Here is a 19679-nt window from a genome sequence, read left to right on the forward strand (position 1 = left end):
TCCAAACAGTCTTTAAGGAATACATTTCACAAATCTTTCTAATCCAAAATAGAACACAACGAACGGAGCAGACATAGCTGGCAGGTCTTTCTGTAGAAATGCACTACGAGACCTCAAGCCTACCCTATCACGCTCAAAAAAGCGAGATCAGCCCTTCGGGCTCTCCTATCAAAAACCGCAGCGATTTTATTCGGATAAGAAAACAGAAATATGTTTTGCAAACATACAAATTAGATTCTATTGTCCTCTGATATGGATAAATCGTAGATTTTTTGTTTAGGAAACTTTGCACGGACTCCTAAATGGCGATTAAATCTTGCCTTTTATTGGCTCTGTGGAATGCGTTGATCTTGAAGGCGTTGAGATGGAGCACACAAGGAGTATACTTACCATTATGAGCAAGCTCGAATATTGAAAATAAGGCAGCGAGTGCCAGAGGATAGAGGAATGCTCTCATCCACATATAATGTACAAGAGAAGGAGAAGTCTCCAGCTAAGAGCTAACGGAGCAGGCGATAGAGATAGAGCCAGCGTAGTAGAGGAGTGAAGAGGTGTGTCAGGGGAGCCGTAAGCCGAGCCCACCAAGGGACATAAAACAACCGTCTGCCGGTAGCCAAGCGAAGCAAAAGCATAGCTCCCTCGTCTGCGGTGTAGCAAGGTAAGTGCCTATAAGCCTTATTCGCCTGCGACATAGAGGTCGCCACTAATGGCATGTAGGCGATACGCACCTGAATGCCTTGTGGAGGGAGTTCCATTTGAGCTGTTCGGCACCAGAGATCAGCAGCTCCTTTCGAGGCATGGTAGGCTGACCAATGGGGAGTTTTCGGGTAGAGCAAACTCACCGAGGAAGTATAAATGATGCCCCCTTTAGCTCGCTTCAAACTGGGTATCAGCGCAAGAGCCAAGTGCACCATAGCTCTATAATTCAGGTCAATAGTGCGATCAAAGTCGTGTGCACGATCCAGACTCTCGAGAAGGGGCCTACATATAGATTTACCTGCATTGGCAAAGAAATAATCGACCGAAGGCAGCAGGCCGGGAAGCTCCTCACAAAGTTGCTCCAAATCATCTCTTCGACGCAAATCTACGGCTCGGTATATAGCATGGCAACCTGCTCGCTCCGCCTCCTGGCAAAGAGCTTTTAGCTCTGTCTCCCGGCGAGCAATGAGAAGCAAAGAGGCTCCACAGCGAATCAATCGTCGAGCCAATGCAGCTCCTATGCCTGATGACCCCCCCGTAATGACAACCCAACGCCCCTTGAAGTGCACCTTTAGACGGTGTTCGGAGCAGCGAGGGGTAGGATAAAGCAGATGCATAACTGTGGTCGAAGAGAGAGGATCGGCCGAAAGGTACTACAACTAACCGAAACCGTTGCATTTCTCCGGCTCTGTTTAGAGTCCAAAAGAATCCCTCTCGATATGCCTCATTCTATTTATTTCTATGTTTTTCCATTTACACAGAAAGGCACTTTTTTCTACTCGAATTAGGGCTATTTTGATCGTGTTTTTCCTCCTTTTTTGATCCCCATAGGAGATATTTTTTGCTATACACGGGGAAAAGGAAATTTCTCTCAGGAGAGAAAATCGACCCTCTCAGAACGCCCTATTCATCGGCATTCTGGAGGGTGGTAAAAAAAGAGAATAAGAAGGAGGTTGCATACACTTGTCCACAGACCCTTTTTCTCCTCTATTTTCCGGTTTCCGCCACGACCAAAATTTACAAAACACACCAACTTCAATAAATAGAAATAGGTAATACCTTCAAGATTTCTAGAACAGCCTTTTGATAATCCACGCAACAGTCCTTAGAAAAAGGGAGACCTTTGTGCACAGATTGCAAAATACAGTAATCTTGAAGGGATTGAGACTGAGAGTGGGGAGTATACCTATCGTTATAGCCACGAATGCCAAGACGACAAAGCAAGTAGCGTGTCATGCAACGGTTTCTTAAGAGCAAAAAATATCTCCTGATAGAACAGCACTCTATCAGGAGATATCTTTCAGTTTTCTCAGAAAGCAAAAAAACTACTTTCTAATGACGGGAATTGACCTTTCTCCGACCTTGACAAGGTAAGATCCCTGTGGCAAATGAGACACATCAAAATCGGCAGCTCCATCCTCATTGCACTTTGCATTCATAATTGCTACGCCTTCAACAGTAAACAGTATTACCTCAACAAAGGCCTCAGCTCCTCTTATCTGAAGATTACTGGACATTGGATTAGGATACAGCCGCACTTGCTCTGATTGTACAACCTCTGCTGCAATTGGCTTCGACCCCATGTAGCGTATGGGCTGACCTCCGTTGTAATCTTCACATAACCATCCCTTTTCCCAAGCCAATCTCACATCTTCCTCATAACAAACATTCTCCTCCTTGTCGGATTGAGTATCTATAATACACAGCTTATTGTTATTTATGGGATGCGGATAGCTATGATCTGGTAGTGATTGAATAAAACGGGAGGTTGCTTCCCCATCCATTTTGTTCCTTTCTAAGAAAATTGAAAATAATTTATCCAGACCCGTTACATCTAGTTCTCGAAGAGCATTACTCGATACATCCATTATTGCCAAATCCTCTGCTTTATGAAATTCCGTAGAAACTACCAAGGTTTCCAAATTTTGATTGTTATTTAGTATAACCCCATTGAGCTTCTTTGCACGAGAAAGATCCAAACTTGACAGGTTAGTCTGCGAACAAGTTATTCCCTCCAGTTCTGTAAGCATAGACAAGTCAAGATTTGAGAGCGGATTATTGGAGCATCTCAAAGTCTGAATTTTCGTATTTGCAGCAAGATTTAAGTCTCTCAGGTTGTTATACGAACAATCTAAAAATCTCAACTCTTTCAACTCCTTTAGCTCCAAAGATTGCAAATTAGATGCACTGCAGTCGACATACTGAAGTTTTTTATTGTTCACAAGTGATAGGTCTAGCACTTGTGTTGAGGAACAACGAAGGTACTCCAACTCTAAATTCTTACTGAGATCTATCGAGTTTAGAGGGATCATTGAGCAAGATAAAATTTTCAATTGTGGGCAATTCAAAACATCCACCTGTGTTACTAAAGCATCTGTTATCTTGAAGGATGTTACTGTTCCATAAATTTCCACATCAAAAGATGGTTGATCGAGGTCTTGCGACTTCAGCTCGTAAGATACCCATTCTCCATTTTTCCAATCTTGAAGATTTTCAATCCCATTACTTTTGATGACAACAGCATCCTCTGCAACAATTAACAACGGCAATACTCCTGTAAATTTGTACGGAGAACCGTCTTGAGCTACAGAAGGATCGAACTTAAAAGTAATACAAGGCTCTGTTTGAGCTCTCGCTGTAACGAGCGAGAGAAATGAGACAATAAACAATACTGTCATTCTACAAAATAGCTGCAATATTCTTTCCATAATTTTATTTTTCCTATTCCTTAAAACACTCATTCTAACGATGAACAATACCTAGAACTCCTCCTTTCTTCACCTGCTGAATCATTATCGCCGTCACCTCTCCAAACGAGTATTCCACATTCCAGCGCAATAATAAAAAAAAAGCTATTTCCACCCAATCTCTTTGAGCATAGCCTTCCCTAACGCACTCTTATCATTACCTTTGCAGACTAGGTCTGCATACAAGATGCATGGGGACATACAACTGCCCCGATAAATTCAGTCAGACCCAAGAGGATAATCATATATATATATATCAATATCAAGATGAATTGGTTTGAATGCAAAGTTTCTTACGAGAAAACAGCCGACACCGGCCTTACAAAAAAAGTTGTAGAAAGTTATCTGGTCGATGCGCTTAGCTTCACTGAAGCAGAAGCTCGTATCATCAAGGAAGTGACTCCTTTTGTGTCAATGGGGGAATTTAATGTGAACAATATCAAACGTGCTAAGATAGCAGAGCTATTTACCTCTGCCAATGAAACAGAGGATCGCTACTATCGAGCTAAGGTTTTATACATTACACTTGATGAAAAAACAGCCACCGAGAAAAAAACTCCTGCCACAATGGTGGTGCAAGCCTCTTCGCTCGAGACAGCGGTCAAACGCCTGATAGAAGAGATGAACAAAGGAATGGCAACTTATGAAATTGCCTCTATAACCGACACCAATATTATAGACATCTATCCATTCGAGGGAAACCTAAAGGAGGTCAGCCGATGATTGCAGAGCGATTGGATGCCGTGCGGAGTGGCCTGCCGAGCACAGTGCGGTTGGTAGCCGTCTCCAAGTTTCACCCGGCAGAAAGCGTAATAGAGGCCTACCGTGCCGGGCAACGTCATTTCGGAGAGAACAGAGTACAAGAAATGGTCGGTAAGGCCGAAGCTCTGCAAGATATTTGCCCCGAACTGCAATGGCATCAAATAGGAACATTGCAACGCAACAAGGTAAAATATATCGCCCCCTTTGTCTCATTGATAGAAAGTGTAGACTCGATCAAGCTGGTAGAAGAGATCGAACGGCAAGCCGAACGAGTGGGGCGTGTGATAGACATCTTGCTGCAGGTACATGTAGCAGCCGAAGAGACCAAGAGTGGATTTGCCTCGAACGAGCTTCTTGAGGCAGCCCGGCTACTGGCCACCCCGGGAGCCTATCCTCACATTCGCACTTGCGGACTGATGGGAATGGGCACTCTTACTTCCGATGAGGAGCGTATCCGCTCTGACTTCAGGCAAATACGTCATCTTTTCTCATCCCTCAAACAAGGCTGCTTTGCTACATCCCCACACTTCTGCCAGCTCTCCATGGGAATGAGTGGTGACTATCGCATTGCCATAGAGGAAGGCTCTACTTCCGTACGTATCGGCACGGCGATCTTCGGAGAGCGCAACTACATCTGAGACAGCAGTTTAGAGTCCAAGATTTAGCAACACTTTTGTTTGAGGCTTCCATTCGCTCCACAATCACAATACAGCAAATACAATACTCAAAAGGGAGACCGAAACAGATATTATGACAGAGACCAATCAGAATCAACAGTCGCAAAACCGCTGTCCTCGTTTGTGGCGGCGATATGGGGTACCGGTGGCAGTCATTCTTTTCTTCGCTGCCCTGTCCCTCGCATATTTTACCCCAGCAACATTCCAGGGGCGGGAGCTCTTCCAGCAAGATGTAGCCGGAGCCAGTGGCACGGCACAAGACGTGCGCGACCACGAAAAGGCTACCGGCGAACACTCCTACTGGACCAACAGTCTTTTCGGAGGAATGCCGATGTACCAAATCTCCCCCTCCTACCCCTCCACACAGGCCCTGCAGAAAGCACAATATGTAGGTACCCTTCGCCTGCCATTCGACCTGCTGGGGTCCTATGCTTGGCTGCTCTTTGCCATGCTTGGCGGATTCTACCTCTTTATGCGTTCCTTGCGACAAAAAATCCTGCCATCGATCATAGGAGCCGTGATGTGGACTTTTTCCAGCTACTTCCTTATCCTGATTGTAGCCGGACATATCTGGAAACTCACTGCTCTGTGTTTCATTCCTCCGACCATAGCCGGGATGGTTTGGTGCTACCGGGGCGAATATCTCAAAGGAGGCTTTGTGACAGCTCTCTTTGTAGCCTTGCAAATTCTGGCCAACCATGTGCAAATGAGCTACTACTTCCTCTTCGTGATGGCTACTCTCTTTGTGGCTTTTCTGGTCGAAGCCATTCAGCAAAAACAACTCAAACGCTTCGGGATAGCCTCGCTTACCTTGCTATTTGCAGGCATCGTAGGTGTAGCTATCAATCTCACCAATCTATACCACACCTACCAATACTCACAAGAGACCATGCGTGGTGGCTCTGAACTGACCCTCAAACAGCAAGAAGGCGGAAATAGTGCCTCTCACGAAAATAAGAGTGGACTGGACAAAGACTATATCACGCGCTGGAGCTACGGCAAAGGAGAGACTTGGAGCTTACTTGTCCCCAATGTAAAGGGGGGAGGCAGCGGATACATGGGAGCCAGCGAAAAAACAGCGGAGATCATAATAGACAAGGTCTCTCATCCCGAGATAAGGAGTTATGTAGCCAGTAGCAATCATTACTGGGGGGATCAGCCTTTTACGGCCGGCCCTGTGTATGTGGGGGCTTTCGTACTTACTCTTTTCATCTTTGGTTGCATTCGAGTCAAAGGACCCATCAAATGGGCTTTGCTTGCTGCCACCATACTCTCCGTACTGCTCTCTTGGGGGCACAACTTGATGTGGCTCACGGATTTGTTTATCGACTACTTCCCGATGTACAACAAGTTCCGCACAGTGTCGAGCATTTTGGTGATAGCAGAATTTACGATACCGGCCCTAGCTATACTGGGGTTGAGCGAGTTGCTTCGTCATCCGGAAGAGGCTCTCAAAGACAAGTGGGCCATAGGTCTTAGCTTGGGGCTTACTGCCGGAGCCGCTCTGCTATTTGCCCTCTCTCCTTCTCTCTTTTTCGATTTCCTTTCTGTGCAGGAGCAAAACCATTTTACTCAGGTAATGGCAAAAAATCCACAGGTTTATGGTCAAGTGATAGATAGTCTCACTTCCGTGCGTATGGCAATCTTCCAGGCTGATGCCTGGCGCAGCTCGCTGATCATCGTCTTGTCGGTTATTCCCATTGTCCTGTACCTGTATCGCAAGCTCTCGGCCATACCCACTCTGTTGCTGGTAGGTGCAATCACGTTGATCGATCTTTGGGTGGTTGACAAACGTTACCTTAATGATGTCCATTTCATCAGCTCGCAAATGGTCAAGGCACAGGCAGCCCCGAAGAGCATCGCTGACGAATTGATTTTGGCTGACAAAACACCTGGTTTCCGTGTACTAAATCTCTCCGTAGATACATTCAACGACGCAACAACTTCTCGCTGGCATCACAGTGTAGGAGGGTATCACGCAGCCAAGCTGCAGCGATACCAGGATCTGATCGACCATCAGCTATCCAAGCGCAATCCACGCGTATTGGCCATGCTCAACACTCGTTATCTACTCATACCCGACGAAAAGGGTCAACCTCAGGTAATCCCCAACGCAGCAACCTATGGACCAGCTTGGTTTGTCAGTGAGATAAAGTGGGTAGAAGATGCCAATGCAGAGATGAAAGCTCTCGATACACTCGATCTGAGAAATATTGCTGTGATAGACAAACGCTTCGACTCGCAAACTTTGCGTTCTATACCCAAACTAACTGACAGCACAGCCCGTATCGATATAGAAAGTCATACCCCCAACAAACTTGTGTATAGAACCGAGAGCAAAGAACCAGCTTTGGCGGTATTGAGCGAAATCTATTATCCTCACGGTTGGAAAGCCACGATAGACGGACAACGGGTAGACATTGTCAGAGCAAACTATGTACTTCGGGCTATCGCCATACCGGCCGGAGAACACCGATTGGAGCTTAGCTTCGAGCCGGACTCCATACATAGAACAGAGCGTATAGCATACGTCATGTTCTACCTCCTTGTAGCAGCCGCCATCGCTTTGGTCTTGAAGCAGTTTGTTCACTTGCGAGCAAAAAAGATGGATAATAAAGAAGAATAACGAGCAACCTAATCCGTATTTTCCGGGTTTTACTGTCGTAGTTTTCCTTTAGGGTAAAAGAGCTGTTTTTTTAGGAGTCTCACCCAAATAAAAATTTACAAGGAGAAGCAGTAAACACAGATAACCAGGAATAAAAAAGCGATGAAAATAATATCCTACAACGTCAATGGACTAAGGGCTGCCGTAAAAAAGGGGTTAGCCGAATGGTTAGCACAGGAGTCTCCAGATGTATTTTGCATACAAGAGACAAAGCTCCAACCGGATCAATTCGACCCGACTCCTTTTGTCGAAGCCGGATACCCCTATTCTTATCTCTATTCAGCCCAGAAGAAAGGCTATAGCGGAGTGGCTATCCTCTCCAAGATAGAGCCGGACAAGGTACAATCCGGCATGGGTATAGAGGCTTATGATAATGAAGGACGTTTTATCCGGGCCGACTTCGGCGACCTCAGCGTTATCTCTGCGTATCACCCCTCTGGACAAAGTGGAGATATACGTCAGGCTTTCAAGATGCAGTGGCTCTCGGACTTCCAAGACTATGTAGGCGAACTTCGTGCAAGCCGGCCAAAGCTGGTACTCTGCGGTGATTACAATATTTGCCATGAAGCTATAGACATACATGACCCGGTGCGCAATGCCACGGTAAGTGGGTTTCTGCCCGAAGAGCGTGCCTGGATGTCTCAATTCTTGGCCGATGGATACACAGACTCATTTCGCCACCTCTATCCCGAAGCAGTCAAATATTCGTGGTGGAGCTATCGAGCCGGAGCAAGAGCAAAAAACAAAGGATGGCGTATTGATTACTGTATGCTTACCGATAACCTTCGCTCCGAACTCAAAGAGGCCGAAATACTCAACGACGCTGTACATAGCGACCATTGCCCGGTAAGTGTTACACTTTGATGACTTCGTCTGAACAAAAGGATAAAGAATTGAGCCAGTAAGAAGCCTGAAACCTCATTGGGTCCCAATCCGACTTTATTGTTTTACTTTTGCCGGAGACTTGCTTGCGTGGCATGACTTAGCACAAAACAACGCTATTCTTAGATCAGCATGAAAAAAGTATTTCATCTACTCCTGCTCGGCTTGTTCCTCTGTACGGCAGCTTCAGCCCAGCAGCAATACATCAAGGTACCAGTAGCATTCTACAATCTGGAAAACCTCTTCGACACGGAAAAAGGGCCAAACCAAGACTCCGACTATCTTCCGGAAGGACGCAACAAATGGACGGAGGAGCGATACAAAGAAAAGCTCTCCAATATGGCCGATGTAATTAGTCGCATCGGGGGGAGAGGTCCGGCGGTGATCGGAGTATCGGAAATAGAAAATCGCCGTGTGCTGGAAGACTTGGTAGCTCAACCGCAACTGGCGCACTTGGGATACAGCATCGTTCATTATGATTCACCTGACTTGAGAGGGATTGACTGCGCACTGCTCTACAGACCAGAGATCTTTCGACTCACCAATAGCAGTGCACACCCGGTGAATATCCCTGGAGAGCCTCATATCAAAACACGAGACGTTGTTCTTGCTTCGGGTAAGATAGATGGGGAGAATTTCCACTTTCTGGTGGGGCACTGGCCTTCCAGAGCCGGAGGAGAGGCAGCATCCATACACAGACGTATGGCCGCAGCCCGTGTAATGCGCACCCTCACAGACTCCATCGTATCGGCCGATGAAACAGCCAAAGTGATTCTCATGGGAGACTTCAATGATGACCCCACATCTCCCTCTGTAGCGAAAGGTCTGGATCTAAAGGAAAAGGCTGATCCTTTAGCCTACAACGAGCTTTTTACCCCCATGCTTCGGTTGTACAAAAACGGGATAGGCACATTGGCCTATCGTGATGTTTGGAACCTTTTCGACATCATTTGCGTCAATGGCAACTTAACAGGGAACAACTACAGCAGTTTCCGGCTATATCAAGATCCTAATACGGAGCATCTGGCCTTTGTTTTCAACAAACCTTTCCTTCGTCAAAAAGAAGGGAAGTTCAGGGGATACCCTCTCCGCACAATGGTAGGAGGGGCCTATCAGGGCGGATACAGCGACCACTTCCCTGTGTATATCTATCTAGTGAAAGAGATAAAGCAGTAAGTTTCGGGTTGCCCGATTATCACTATTTTTGCTCCGTCTTCACTCATTTCTCCAAATGAGAAGAGAGAAGAAAGACCACGTTCAGCTATTATCCAGAAACAATACTACAGAATAAATGGCAACGACAGCAGACTTTAGAAATGGTATGTGCCTCGACATCGATGGCCAGTACTACTTCATCGTGGAATTTCTCCACGTAAAGCCCGGCAAAGGTCCGGCTTTTGTTCGCACCAAATTGCGCAACGTATCTACAGGCCGCATCCTTGATAAGACATGGAACAGCGGTGTGAAAGTAGAAGAGGTGCGTATCGAGCGTCGTCCTTATCAATTCCTGTATCAGGATGAGATGGGTTACAACTTCATGCACCCCGAAACATTCGACCAGATAAGCATCCCGGGAGAAGGGATCCAGGGAGTGCAGTTCCTGAAAGAGGGCGATATGGTAGAGGCAATGGTACATGCTGCCAGCGAAACAATCCTCACCTGCGAACTCCCCCCACACGTAACCCTACGTGTTACATACACCGAGCCGGGTCTCAAGGGAGACACTGCAACCAACGCTCTTAAACCGGCTACCTTGGAGACAGGAGCCGAAGTACGTGTACCTCTCTTCATCAGCGAAGGAGAATTGATCGAAGTCGATACACGAGATGGCTCTTATGTAGGTCGTGTGAAAGAATAATTGCCCCAAAATCCCGACAATCGCCTTGTTGGTATTTCGGGATATGTCAATTTGTCAGAATGCCAGCTCCGAAATTCGGAGCTGGCATTTCTTTTGCACGTAGATAGAGTGTAATAGCAAAACAAACTAAAATCAAAATATTTAACAATGAACAAAAAAGGGCGTATTGGGGTAACGAGCGACAATATATTCCCCGTCATCAAGAAGTTTCTCTACAGTGACCACGACATTTTCCTGCGTGAATTGGTTTCTAATGCTGTGGATGCGACCAATAAACTACGTACTTTGGCATCAAAGGGAGAAGCCAAAGGAGAGTTGGGAGAGCTCAGTGTACGCATACAAATAGATCCCGAGGCAAAGACTCTCACCGTATCGGACCGGGGGATAGGGATGACTGCCGAAGAGCTGGATCGCTACATCAACGAAATTGCCTTTTCCGGAGCTGAGGAGTTTCTCGAAAAATACAAAGACGACAAAGCGAACATCATCGGACACTTCGGTCTGGGATTCTATTCGGCTTTTATGGTAGCCAAAAAGGTAGAAGTATTCACAAAAAGTCACCAAACAGAAGCTCCAGCCGTCTACTGGAGCTGTACTGGCGATCCTGACTATGAAATGACAGTTGGGGACAAACAAGACAGAGGTACCGATATAGTACTGCATATAGATGAGGAAAACAAAGAATTCCTACAACCCGAACGCATATCGGAATTACTAAAGAAATATTGCCGTTTTCTGAATGTGCCAATCATTTTCGGCAAAGAACAGGAATGGAAAGATGGCAAGTATCAGGACACCGAGCGAGACAATCAGATCAACGACACTACCCCGGCCTGGACGAGACAGCCGGCCGAGCTGAAAGATGAGGATTACAAGACTTTCTACCACGACCTCTACCCAATGGGGGACGATCCGCTCTTTTGGATACACCTCAATGTGGACTACCCTTTCAACCTGACAGGTATTCTCTATTTCCCGAGGGTAACAAATCAGATAGAATTGCAACGAAACAAGATACAGCTCTACTGCAACCAAGTATTTGTAACTGACGAAGTAGAGGGTATTGTACCGGACTACCTGACTTTGTTGCATGGTGTGATAGACAGCCCGGACATCCCTCTCAATGTCTCACGCTCGTATCTGCAAAGTGATGCCCGCGTCAAGAAAATATCCTCGCACATCACCAAGAAAGTAGCAGATAGGCTGGAAGAACTTTTCAAAAAAGATCGCCAGACATACGAGGAGAAATGGGATAGTCTAAAAATCTTTATCGCTTATGGAATGCTCACCGATGAGAAGTTCTATGACCGAGCACTGAAATTTTATCTCTTCACCGATACCGAAGGCAAGCACTATACCTACGAAGAATATACCGAGCTGGTACGTGGCGAACAGACTGACAAGGACGAACGGTTGGTAATGCTTTACACAACATCGAAGGATGAGCAATACGTACATGTAAAACGCGCTACAGACAAAGGATACAGTGTGCTGGTAATGGATGGCCAATTGGACGTCCATACCATGAGCCGTTTGGAGCAAAAGCACGAAAAGACAGCTTTCGTACGCGTAGACAGTGCCACCTCAGACAAACTGATCAATAAGGAAGAAAAAGCGGGGGTCAGCCTAGGACAAGAGGATAGCGATATACTCAGGGAAGTATTCGGAGCATGTCTGCCTACAGTGGACAAAAAGAGCTTCCACATACAATTAGCCCCCATGGGTGCCACAGCCGATGCCGTAACAATCACACAGGATGAGTTTATGCGTCGTATGCAGGAGATGGCGAAATTGCAACCCGGAATGAATTTCTATGGTCAGCTACCGGACAGCTACAATATCGTACTCAATACCGACCACGAATTGATTGTGCGTATACTGAATGATACCAAAACGCAAACAGACAAAGAGCTAACAACAGTGCGCCAACAGCTGAACAAACAGAAAGAGGAAGTAGCCAAATTGAGTGCCGAACAACAAGGCAAAAAGGATGAAGAAATCCCTTCCGCAGAGAAAGAGGCCTTAGAAAAAGCTCGTAAGGAAGAAGAAAAAATCAAAGCTGAAATATCGGAAAAGCTCAGCCAATATGGGAAATCCAATGAACTCATAGGTCAACTTCTGGACTTGGCTCTGCTCTCCGGAGGACTGCTTACAGGAGAAGCACTGGCCAACTTCGTGAGCCGTTCGCAACGCCTGCTCTGAGATAAGTAGTTAAGCTTTCTCTCTCCTCTCTTAGTGGAGGTCTTCCTTTAGATCTCTATCTTTGGAGTGTCTCACAGTAAGTGAGGGTGTGCCGAGATAAATTCGACACGCCCTTACTTATTTTTTTCCATAACGAGGCCGAGGACAGCAGAGCATATTTTCCAGCTGTAAGTACACCTCAATAGCAAAAAGGAGCCGTGCCAAAATTGAATTCTAACACAACTCTGTTACTTGGGTAGATTAATTAGAGAGTCTTCTTGTGCATATTCCGGAAACAAAATGTTCCTAGAATGGTCAAAGCATAAACTATGCTCCCACCTACAGTAATCCAGAAAAAGAAATCATCCCTGTCGAATGTGAAATAGAGCGAGATCAAAAAGTACATCAAAAACAATATCGTCCTTACACACTCCAAAAGAAGTGTTTCTTTTCCATCCCTACTGGTGTGATTATTTGTGAATATCCTCATAACAAAGTTATCTCCTAATATTTGTTACCAGCATCATAAGGAAAGCACACTTTACTATTGATCTTTCCTTATTGCCGAAGGTATAAACAATGGGCCATTCGGTAAAATATCTTTATGAGAAACATCTAATAACACCCATGCGATAAGCATAAAACATCGTTTTGTTATTAGCATACCCTCACGAAATTTAGACTAAGTGTTGCTTTTTTTCGTAGAGTGTATAACCTCCGAAGGACAAAAAGCAGAGGGAAGAAGTTTCCACAAAAAAGACTACCTTTGTGGGGTTAATATGCGTATTGTATGCACAAAGCAGTATTTCGCCTCTTCTTGGTATTTGCCTCTCTGATCATGGGACTTAGCTCTTGTTCAGAGTTTGTGCGTGTACAGAAGTCGGCCAATAACAATCTGAAGTACGCCTACGCAAAGAAATACTACGAAAATGGGAAGTACAGCAAGGCTATTGACCTGCTACAGGAAGTTGTCCCCGTATTCAATGGATCGGCAGAAGGGCCGGAATCTCTCTATCTGCTTGCCGACTCGTATTACAAAGACAATCGCCCTATTGCCGCTTCGGACTTCTTCGTTCGCTACTACAGTTCTTACCCCAAAGCCCCCAAAGCTGAGGAAGCTCGTTACAAGGCAGCCATGGGATTTTACGAAGCCTCTCCCGAAGCCAGACTCGACCAATCAGCTACCTATGAAGCTATTCAGGAGATGCAAGCCTATTTGGATTTCTATCCCGAAGGAGTACATGTGGAAAAAATCAAGCAGATGCTCTTCGATTTGCAAGACAAATTGGCCTACAAAGAATATCTCCACGCAGAGTTGTACTACAATTTAGGGCTCTATATGGGTAATAACTACCGGGCTTGTATCATCACAGGCAAAGAGGCTCTCAAGGAGTTCCCCTATACGAAATATCGAGAGGATTTTCTCTATCTCATCCTCAGAGCCAGTTATAAAGAAGCTTCTTTTAGTGTGAACGAAAAAGTTCAGACCCGATACAGAGAGGTATTGGATCAGTATTATGCTTATATCAACGAATTTCCTGACGGTAAGTATCTGCGTCAGGTAAGACAGATCTATGAATTTGTGTCTAAGCATATATCCAAAAACGTATAAACATCGAACAATAATATATGGAACTGAAGAAAGTAAATGCCCCTACAAACACTGTCACAAGAGACACCTCTGTATTGAGTGCCGATACCGGTAATATCTACGAGACGGTGAGGATCATAGCCAGACGAGCCAATCAGATAGCTCAAGAGGTTAAAAAAGATTTGGAACAGCAGTTGCAGGAGGTAGCTTCGTATTCCGACACATTGGAGGAGGTGTACGAGAACCAAGAGCAGATAGAGATATCCAAAGCCTATGAGCGTATGCCTAAGCCCGTACTCATCGCAACAAAAGAGTACGAAGATGGGGTTCTGAGGTACTATATGCCGGGAGAGCAAGCCAAAGTATCCGGTCGTGTAGAAACCCCGGAAGCCACCGAAGGGTCTCAAGAAGCATAAACAAAGGAAAAGCTATGTGGCAACGAATACAAACCCTTTGGCTATTGTTGGCAGGAGTAGCAATGACTATGCTACTCTTTCTTCCTTTGGCAGTAGCCTATGGGGCCGATACTTATGAGATCACTACAGCCGGTATTCGCAGTATGAGTGCGCAGTTGGTAAAACCCACTTGGGGGCTATTTTTTGTAGACTTTCTCTCTGTATTGGTCTCTTTTATCACCATATTCTTATACAAGAGGCGCATCCTGCAGATCAGGCTGTGTGTATTCAACATCTTGCTCATCTTGGGCTTGTTGGTATACTTCGCCATGATCGCATACAGCTTTATCTCAGCCGAAGGGCTCAGCTTCAGCTTCAAACTATGGATGAGTTTACCATTTGTAAGTATCATCCTACTCTATCTGGCGATCCGAGGGATCGGAGCTGACGAAGCTAAGATTAGAGCTCTCAACCGCCTGAGGTAAGACAGAGAACAAGGCCTGACTGAGCAGACACATTTATTTGAATTTACTTTCGTAGTTACATCTACTAACAAAGAATAGAGAGCCGATTCGTCGGCTCTTGTTTCATAGCAATCAAAGATCGATATATGGACCGCAAAGTACGGGTGCGTTTTGCCCCAAGTCCCACAGGGGCTCTGCACATAGGTGGAGTACGCACGGCATTGTACAATTATCTCTTTGCCCGCAAGCACGAAGGAGAGATGATACTAAGAATAGAAGACACCGACAGCAATCGGTTTGTCCCAGGGGCTGAGGAATACATCATAGAGGCCTTGCATTGGCTGGGAATTCATTTTGATGAAGGGGTCGGATATGGAGGAGAGTATGGTCCGTACAGACAAAGTGAGCGAAGGGACATTTACAAAAAATATGTCGATCAGCTACTGCAAAATGGGAAAGCTTACATAGCTTTCGACAGCCCGGAAGAATTGGAAGCGAAACGCAAAAAGATAGAAAACTTCCAATACGATGCACATACCCGTATGCAGATGCGCAACTCCTTGGTGCTACCTGCAGAAGAAGTCTCCTCCCTTATTGAAGAAGGACATCAGTATGTTGTTCGTTTCAAGATAGAGCCCAACGAAGACATACACGTACAGGATATGATACGTGGGGAAGTGGTAATCAATAGCTCCGTGTTGGACGACAAAGTCCTCTACAAAAGCGCAGATAATCTCCCAACTTACCATTTGGCAAATATCGTGGATGACCACTTAATGGAGGTCTCTCATGTCATTCGTGGGGAAGAGTGGTTACCCTCAGCTCCTCTTCATGTTCTCCTCTATCGTGCTTTTGGCTGGGAAGACGCTATGCCTCGCTTTGCCCATCTCTCTCTTCTTCTCAAACCAGATGGCAATGGCAAACTAAGCAAACGCGATGGAGACCGACTCGGCTTCCCCGTTTTCCCATTAGACTGGATTGACCCAAAAACAGGAGACAAAAGCAGTGGATACCGCGAAGCCGGATATTATCCGGAAGCAGTGATCAATTTCCTTGCCTTGCTGGGGTGGAATCCCGGGGAGAATGCGGAAATTATGAGCATGGACGAGCTGATACAAAAATTTGAACTGGAGAAATGCAGTAAGAGTGGAGCCAAATTCGACTATGAAAAGGCTCGTTGGTTCAATCATCACTACCTACAGAAACAATCCGTTACGGAGTTGGCAAAGGCTTTCCTCCCTATTTTGAAAGCTCACGGCTGTGAGAAAAATGATATCCAATTGGTGGAAAAAGCGGTCTCTTTGACAAAAGAGCGAGTGAATTTCGTATCGGAATTGTGGGAGCAATCTTCTTTCTTCTTTGTGGCACCAGAAGTCTATGACGAGAAAACAGTAAAAAAACGCTGGAAAGAAGACTGTGGCACTTTGCTCTCTGAAATGTCGGAACAAATCGCAGCTCTTCCGAATGTAAAAGCCGAGCCGACAGAACAGGCTATCAAACAATGGATAGAAGAACATCAATATCCCTTAGGTAAGATCATGAATGCTTGTCGTCTGGCTCTTGTAGGAGAGGGAAAAGGACCTCATATCTTCGATATAATCGAACTCCTCGGACAAGAAGAAACTATCAAACGTATCCGACTTGCCATCGAAAGACTCGGATGAAATATTTCTACCACTTTATCGGGATTATCTATTCCTCCCTAATCAAGCTGGCGGTCTTCTTTAGCCCCAAAGCTCGGATGATGCAGCGAGGGCGTTGGAGATTATGGGCACGGCTACGCCAACGTATAGAACCGGGGACAGAGTACATTTGGGTTCATGCCGCTTCTCTGGGAGAGTTTGAGCAAGGACGTCCACTAATTGAACGTATAAAAGCGGAATACCCCGAAGAGCGAATACTGCTCACTTTTTTCAGTCCATCGGGTTATGAGGTACGCAAAAACTACGACTTAGCCGATGTTGTGTGCTATCTCCCTGGAGATAGTATCAATAACGCCCGACGCTTCATCCGGCAAGTCAATCCTAAAATGGCCATTTTCATCAAATATGACTTTTGGCCATGTTTTCTATTGGAACTTCGTCGTTTACGGATTCGCACCTATTTAGTTTCTGCAACATTCCGTCCATCCCAACTCTTCTTCAAATGGTATGGAGGAATATACAAGGCACTGTTGAAATGCTTCACCAAACTCTATGTGCAAGACGAAGCCTCCAAGATCCTGCTGGCTAAGCACGGGATCACAGAGGTCGAAATCACAGGTGATACGCGTCTTGACAGAGTTATTTCAGTCAGTAATAACCAGAAACCTCGCCCTCTATTCGAGGTTTTCCGAAACTCCACATCAAATCCGATCATTGTAGCAGGTAGTACATGGCCTCCCGATGAGGAAATCCTATTGAGATATTTTAATGCTCACCCCGAAGTTAAGTTGATCTTAGCTCCGCACGAGATAAATAAGCCTCACTTGTTGGGCATTATCTCACATATCAAGAGACCTTTTGTCCGACTCTCCGAGGCCCAATTAGATACAATAGCAGACCAGGATTGTATTATCATCGATAGTTTTGGGCTCCTCTCCTCCGTCTATCGCTTCGGCAACTTAGCATACATTGGGGGGGGCTTTGGCAAGGGGATCCACAACACACCCGAAGCCGCTGTTTATGGTCTTCCAGTATTGTTTGGGCCTCGTTATCACAAGTTCAAAGAAGCTATAGGCCTAATAGAATCTGGGGGAGCCTTCTGCATCAATAGCTTGGACGAATTTACTCAAAAGGTCAATCATCTCTTTTCCGATGCCAAATCACTCAACTCTTCAGGAAAAGCGTCTCACGATTATATCTTCCGTAATGCCGGAGCCACCGAAAGAATTTTGGCTGACATCTTTGATTCTTGATCCCAGAAAACTTTTGGCTTTCCGTCTCTTTCTCCCTTTGCTCCGACAAGCCCATGTATCCCCCTGAGAAAAATTGGATAGTAAAACTCTGGCTCTGTTGGAAATACGCCGGAGCCATATTACTCATTTGGACTATCATCCTCCCTCTCATAGCCACCTTTTCTTGTGGATTAAGCAAGAGAGCCGAGCTGCCACAGTTTGCCTCACACACTCCGATATACAGAGAATGGCCCCGGCTGTCTGTACAAGAATTAGATAGTCTCCGGGAGATATACGGAAGAAATAAGCTTTTTCTGGAAGAGTATATTGAGCCGACTTTGATCGCTCTCTCTTATTATCCCGAATTGAGAGACGTACCAATCGAGTTTAAGTATTCGTCCGAAGCCACTACCATGGCAGCCCGTCCGATCTCTGGTTTTCTCTTGGGAAAAAGAAAATATGGAGTACTGATCAACGGAGATAAAAATTTTGAGGGAGTTTTGCTACAAGATACCCCATTCAATGCCCAAATTGGAATCATCGGCCACGAATTGGCCCATATAGCAGACTACAATAGAAAAAACATTTGGGGGATTTTGGGCTGCCTTTTTCGTTATTTAGATCAAGACCGTAGGCCACTATTCGAAAAAGAGACCGATATGGCTACAATAGAGCGAGGGCTCGGTTGGCAACTTTACGACTGGACGGTCTATGCCATGTACCACAGTCCTAAAGCGACTGAGAGATACAAAGAATTTAAGCAGTACACTTACATGAAACCGGAGGAAATCTCCTATCTCATCAGACATTTCTCAGGCTACGCCTCCGTAAAAGACTCTATCTCAACTTTCTCCGAAGCAATAGGAAGACAGTAACATTGAACACTATTAAGAAGCCTCTATAGGGCAGAATTACTTCATCCAAATCTATCTCAAAGAAAAGAGGATGTATCATAATGATCCTGAAATGGATTTTCCAGCTATCAAAAGAAACTATAAAGACATCTTAATCATACAAGAAAACCGCTATCAAATAGGATTTCATCCTTTTGGTAGCGGTTTTTCTATATAAATGATGGTACCCTTAACTCTAAACTGAATTACAACACTCCCTCACTCTTCTTCTGTTTTTCCTTCTGATATGAGAGTCACAACTCCATCTCGGAGCTGATAAAGCTCGAGTGTCTCCGGGCAACTTGCAAACCCTTCCTCATCAAAATTCAATCTATGGGCCGCACGGCTAACCCAGCCGATTTGCCTGGAGGGATTGCCTACCACAAGGGCAAAGTCGGGTACGTCTCTTATCACTACTGCTCCAGCTCCTATCAACGCATACCGCCCAATTACGGTGCCACACAAAATCGTGGCATTGGCTCCGATACTCGAGCCCTCTTTCAGCAAAGTCTTTTTATATTCGGCCTTCCGGCTAATAAAAGCTCTGGGATTTAGCACATTGGTAAAAACACAGGATGGCCCCAAAAACACATTCTCTTCACATTCGACCCCGGTGTAGAGTGTTACATTGTTTTGCACACGGCATCCATCTGCCAAAACAGCATGAGGCATCATCACAACATTCTGCCCCAAGCTACAATTCTCACCAACCTTGGCCCCACGCATTAGATGACAAAAATGCCAAACATAGGTACCTCGTCCTACTTTACAGCCACGCTCTACAAGAGAGGAAGGATGAATGTAGATCATATCACTATCAACATAAAAAAGAGACCCCCTGCACACCTAAGCAGCCTAAAAAGACCGAGGGAGCATCCTGATTAAAAAAAGACACTCAACACTTTTAACGCCGACAAATGTAAGCAAATAATCCCTTATACAGGGCTTTTTGCACTTAGTCTATCCCTCTTATTGATCAAAATCCTCTTT

16 protein-coding genes are annotated in these 19679 nt (G+C 45.4%); 13 read left to right on the plus strand and 3 right to left on the minus strand.

Annotated features, from left to right (window positions below; genetic code table 11):
* Nucleotides 1–500: 500 nt before the first annotated feature.
* Nucleotides 501–1316, minus strand: coding sequence for an SDR family NAD(P)-dependent oxidoreductase (locus tag B5D48_RS02995; RefSeq protein WP_023937055.1), 816 nt, complete (start codon nucleotides 1314–1316; stop codon nucleotides 501–503).
* Nucleotides 1317–2024: 708 nt separating this feature from the next.
* Nucleotides 2025–3407, minus strand: coding sequence for a T9SS type A sorting domain-containing protein (locus B5D48_RS03005; RefSeq protein WP_023937058.1), 1383 nt, complete (start codon nucleotides 3405–3407; stop codon nucleotides 2025–2027).
* Nucleotides 3408–3707: 300 nt separating this feature from the next.
* Here B5D48_RS03005 and B5D48_RS03010 point away from each other — a divergent pair, with 300 nt between their 5' ends.
* The 13 genes from B5D48_RS03010 (at nucleotide 3708) to B5D48_RS03075 (ending at nucleotide 18671) form a co-directional block, all read left to right on the plus strand.
* A complete protein-coding gene (locus B5D48_RS03010; RefSeq protein WP_162831714.1) occupies nucleotides 3708–4169 on the plus strand; it encodes a DUF4494 domain-containing protein in 462 nt (153 codons plus the stop codon).
* Nucleotides 4166–4846 (plus strand): YggS family pyridoxal phosphate-dependent enzyme, encoded by a 681-nt coding sequence (locus B5D48_RS03015; protein WP_023937063.1) that lies wholly within the window; start codon nucleotides 4166–4168, stop codon nucleotides 4844–4846. Before B5D48_RS03010 ends, B5D48_RS03015 begins: the two co-directional genes overlap by 4 nt.
* 112 nt (nucleotides 4847–4958) lie before the next feature.
* The gene (locus B5D48_RS03020; protein ID WP_023937064.1) at nucleotides 4959–7511 is read left to right on the plus strand and encodes a YfhO family protein; all 2553 of its coding nucleotides are present in this window, start codon (nucleotides 4959–4961) and stop codon (nucleotides 7509–7511) included.
* Nucleotides 7512–7652: 141 nt separating this feature from the next.
* Nucleotides 7653–8414 (plus strand): exodeoxyribonuclease III, encoded by a 762-nt coding sequence (locus B5D48_RS03025; RefSeq protein WP_023937065.1) that lies wholly within the window; start codon nucleotides 7653–7655, stop codon nucleotides 8412–8414.
* A gap of 150 nt (nucleotides 8415–8564) precedes the next feature.
* On the plus strand, nucleotides 8565–9608 hold the full coding sequence (locus B5D48_RS03030; protein WP_023937067.1) for an endonuclease/exonuclease/phosphatase family protein: 1044 nt from the start codon (nucleotides 8565–8567) through the stop codon (nucleotides 9606–9608).
* Between the two features lie 115 nt (nucleotides 9609–9723).
* Nucleotides 9724–10290: an elongation factor P gene (gene efp, locus B5D48_RS03035; protein WP_023937068.1), complete on the plus strand. Its 567-nt coding sequence runs from the start codon at nucleotides 9724–9726 to the stop codon at nucleotides 10288–10290.
* 147 nt (nucleotides 10291–10437) lie between these two features.
* Entirely contained in the window at nucleotides 10438–12492 is a 2055-nt protein-coding gene (gene htpG, locus B5D48_RS03040) for a molecular chaperone HtpG (RefSeq protein ID WP_023937072.1), read from the plus strand.
* Nucleotides 12493–13261: 769 nt separating this feature from the next.
* Entirely contained in the window at nucleotides 13262–14083 is an 822-nt protein-coding gene (locus B5D48_RS03050) for an outer membrane protein assembly factor BamD (protein WP_023937078.1), read from the plus strand.
* Nucleotides 14084–14100: 17 nt separating this feature from the next.
* Nucleotides 14101–14478, plus strand: coding sequence for a DNA-directed RNA polymerase subunit omega (locus B5D48_RS03055; RefSeq protein ID WP_023937080.1), 378 nt, complete (start codon nucleotides 14101–14103; stop codon nucleotides 14476–14478).
* A gap of 14 nt (nucleotides 14479–14492) precedes the next feature.
* Nucleotides 14493–14942 (plus strand): DUF4293 domain-containing protein, encoded by a 450-nt coding sequence (locus B5D48_RS03060; protein ID WP_023937081.1) that lies wholly within the window; start codon nucleotides 14493–14495, stop codon nucleotides 14940–14942.
* 125 nt (nucleotides 14943–15067) lie between these two features.
* Complete coding sequence (gene gltX, locus B5D48_RS03065) at nucleotides 15068–16585, plus strand: glutamate--tRNA ligase (protein WP_023937083.1); 1518 nt, start codon at nucleotides 15068–15070, stop codon at nucleotides 16583–16585.
* A complete protein-coding gene (locus B5D48_RS03070) occupies nucleotides 16582–17817 on the plus strand; it encodes a 3-deoxy-D-manno-octulosonic acid transferase (RefSeq protein ID WP_023939854.1) in 1236 nt (411 codons plus the stop codon). The genes gltX and B5D48_RS03070 overlap by 4 nt, the downstream gene beginning before the upstream one ends.
* 53 nt (nucleotides 17818–17870) lie before the next feature.
* The gene (locus B5D48_RS03075) at nucleotides 17871–18671 is read left to right on the plus strand and encodes a hypothetical protein (protein WP_143742794.1); all 801 of its coding nucleotides are present in this window, start codon (nucleotides 17871–17873) and stop codon (nucleotides 18669–18671) included.
* Between the two features lie 237 nt (nucleotides 18672–18908).
* On the opposite strand, the gene B5D48_RS03080 is transcribed toward B5D48_RS03075, so the two are convergent.
* Entirely contained in the window at nucleotides 18909–19499 is a 591-nt protein-coding gene (locus B5D48_RS03080) for an acyltransferase (RefSeq protein WP_023937091.1), read from the minus strand.
* Between the last annotated feature and the right edge of the window lie 180 nt (nucleotides 19500–19679).

This window comes from Porphyromonas crevioricanis (assembly GCF_900167225.1).
Lineage (GTDB): Bacteria > Bacteroidota > Bacteroidia > Bacteroidales > Porphyromonadaceae > Porphyromonas > Porphyromonas crevioricanis.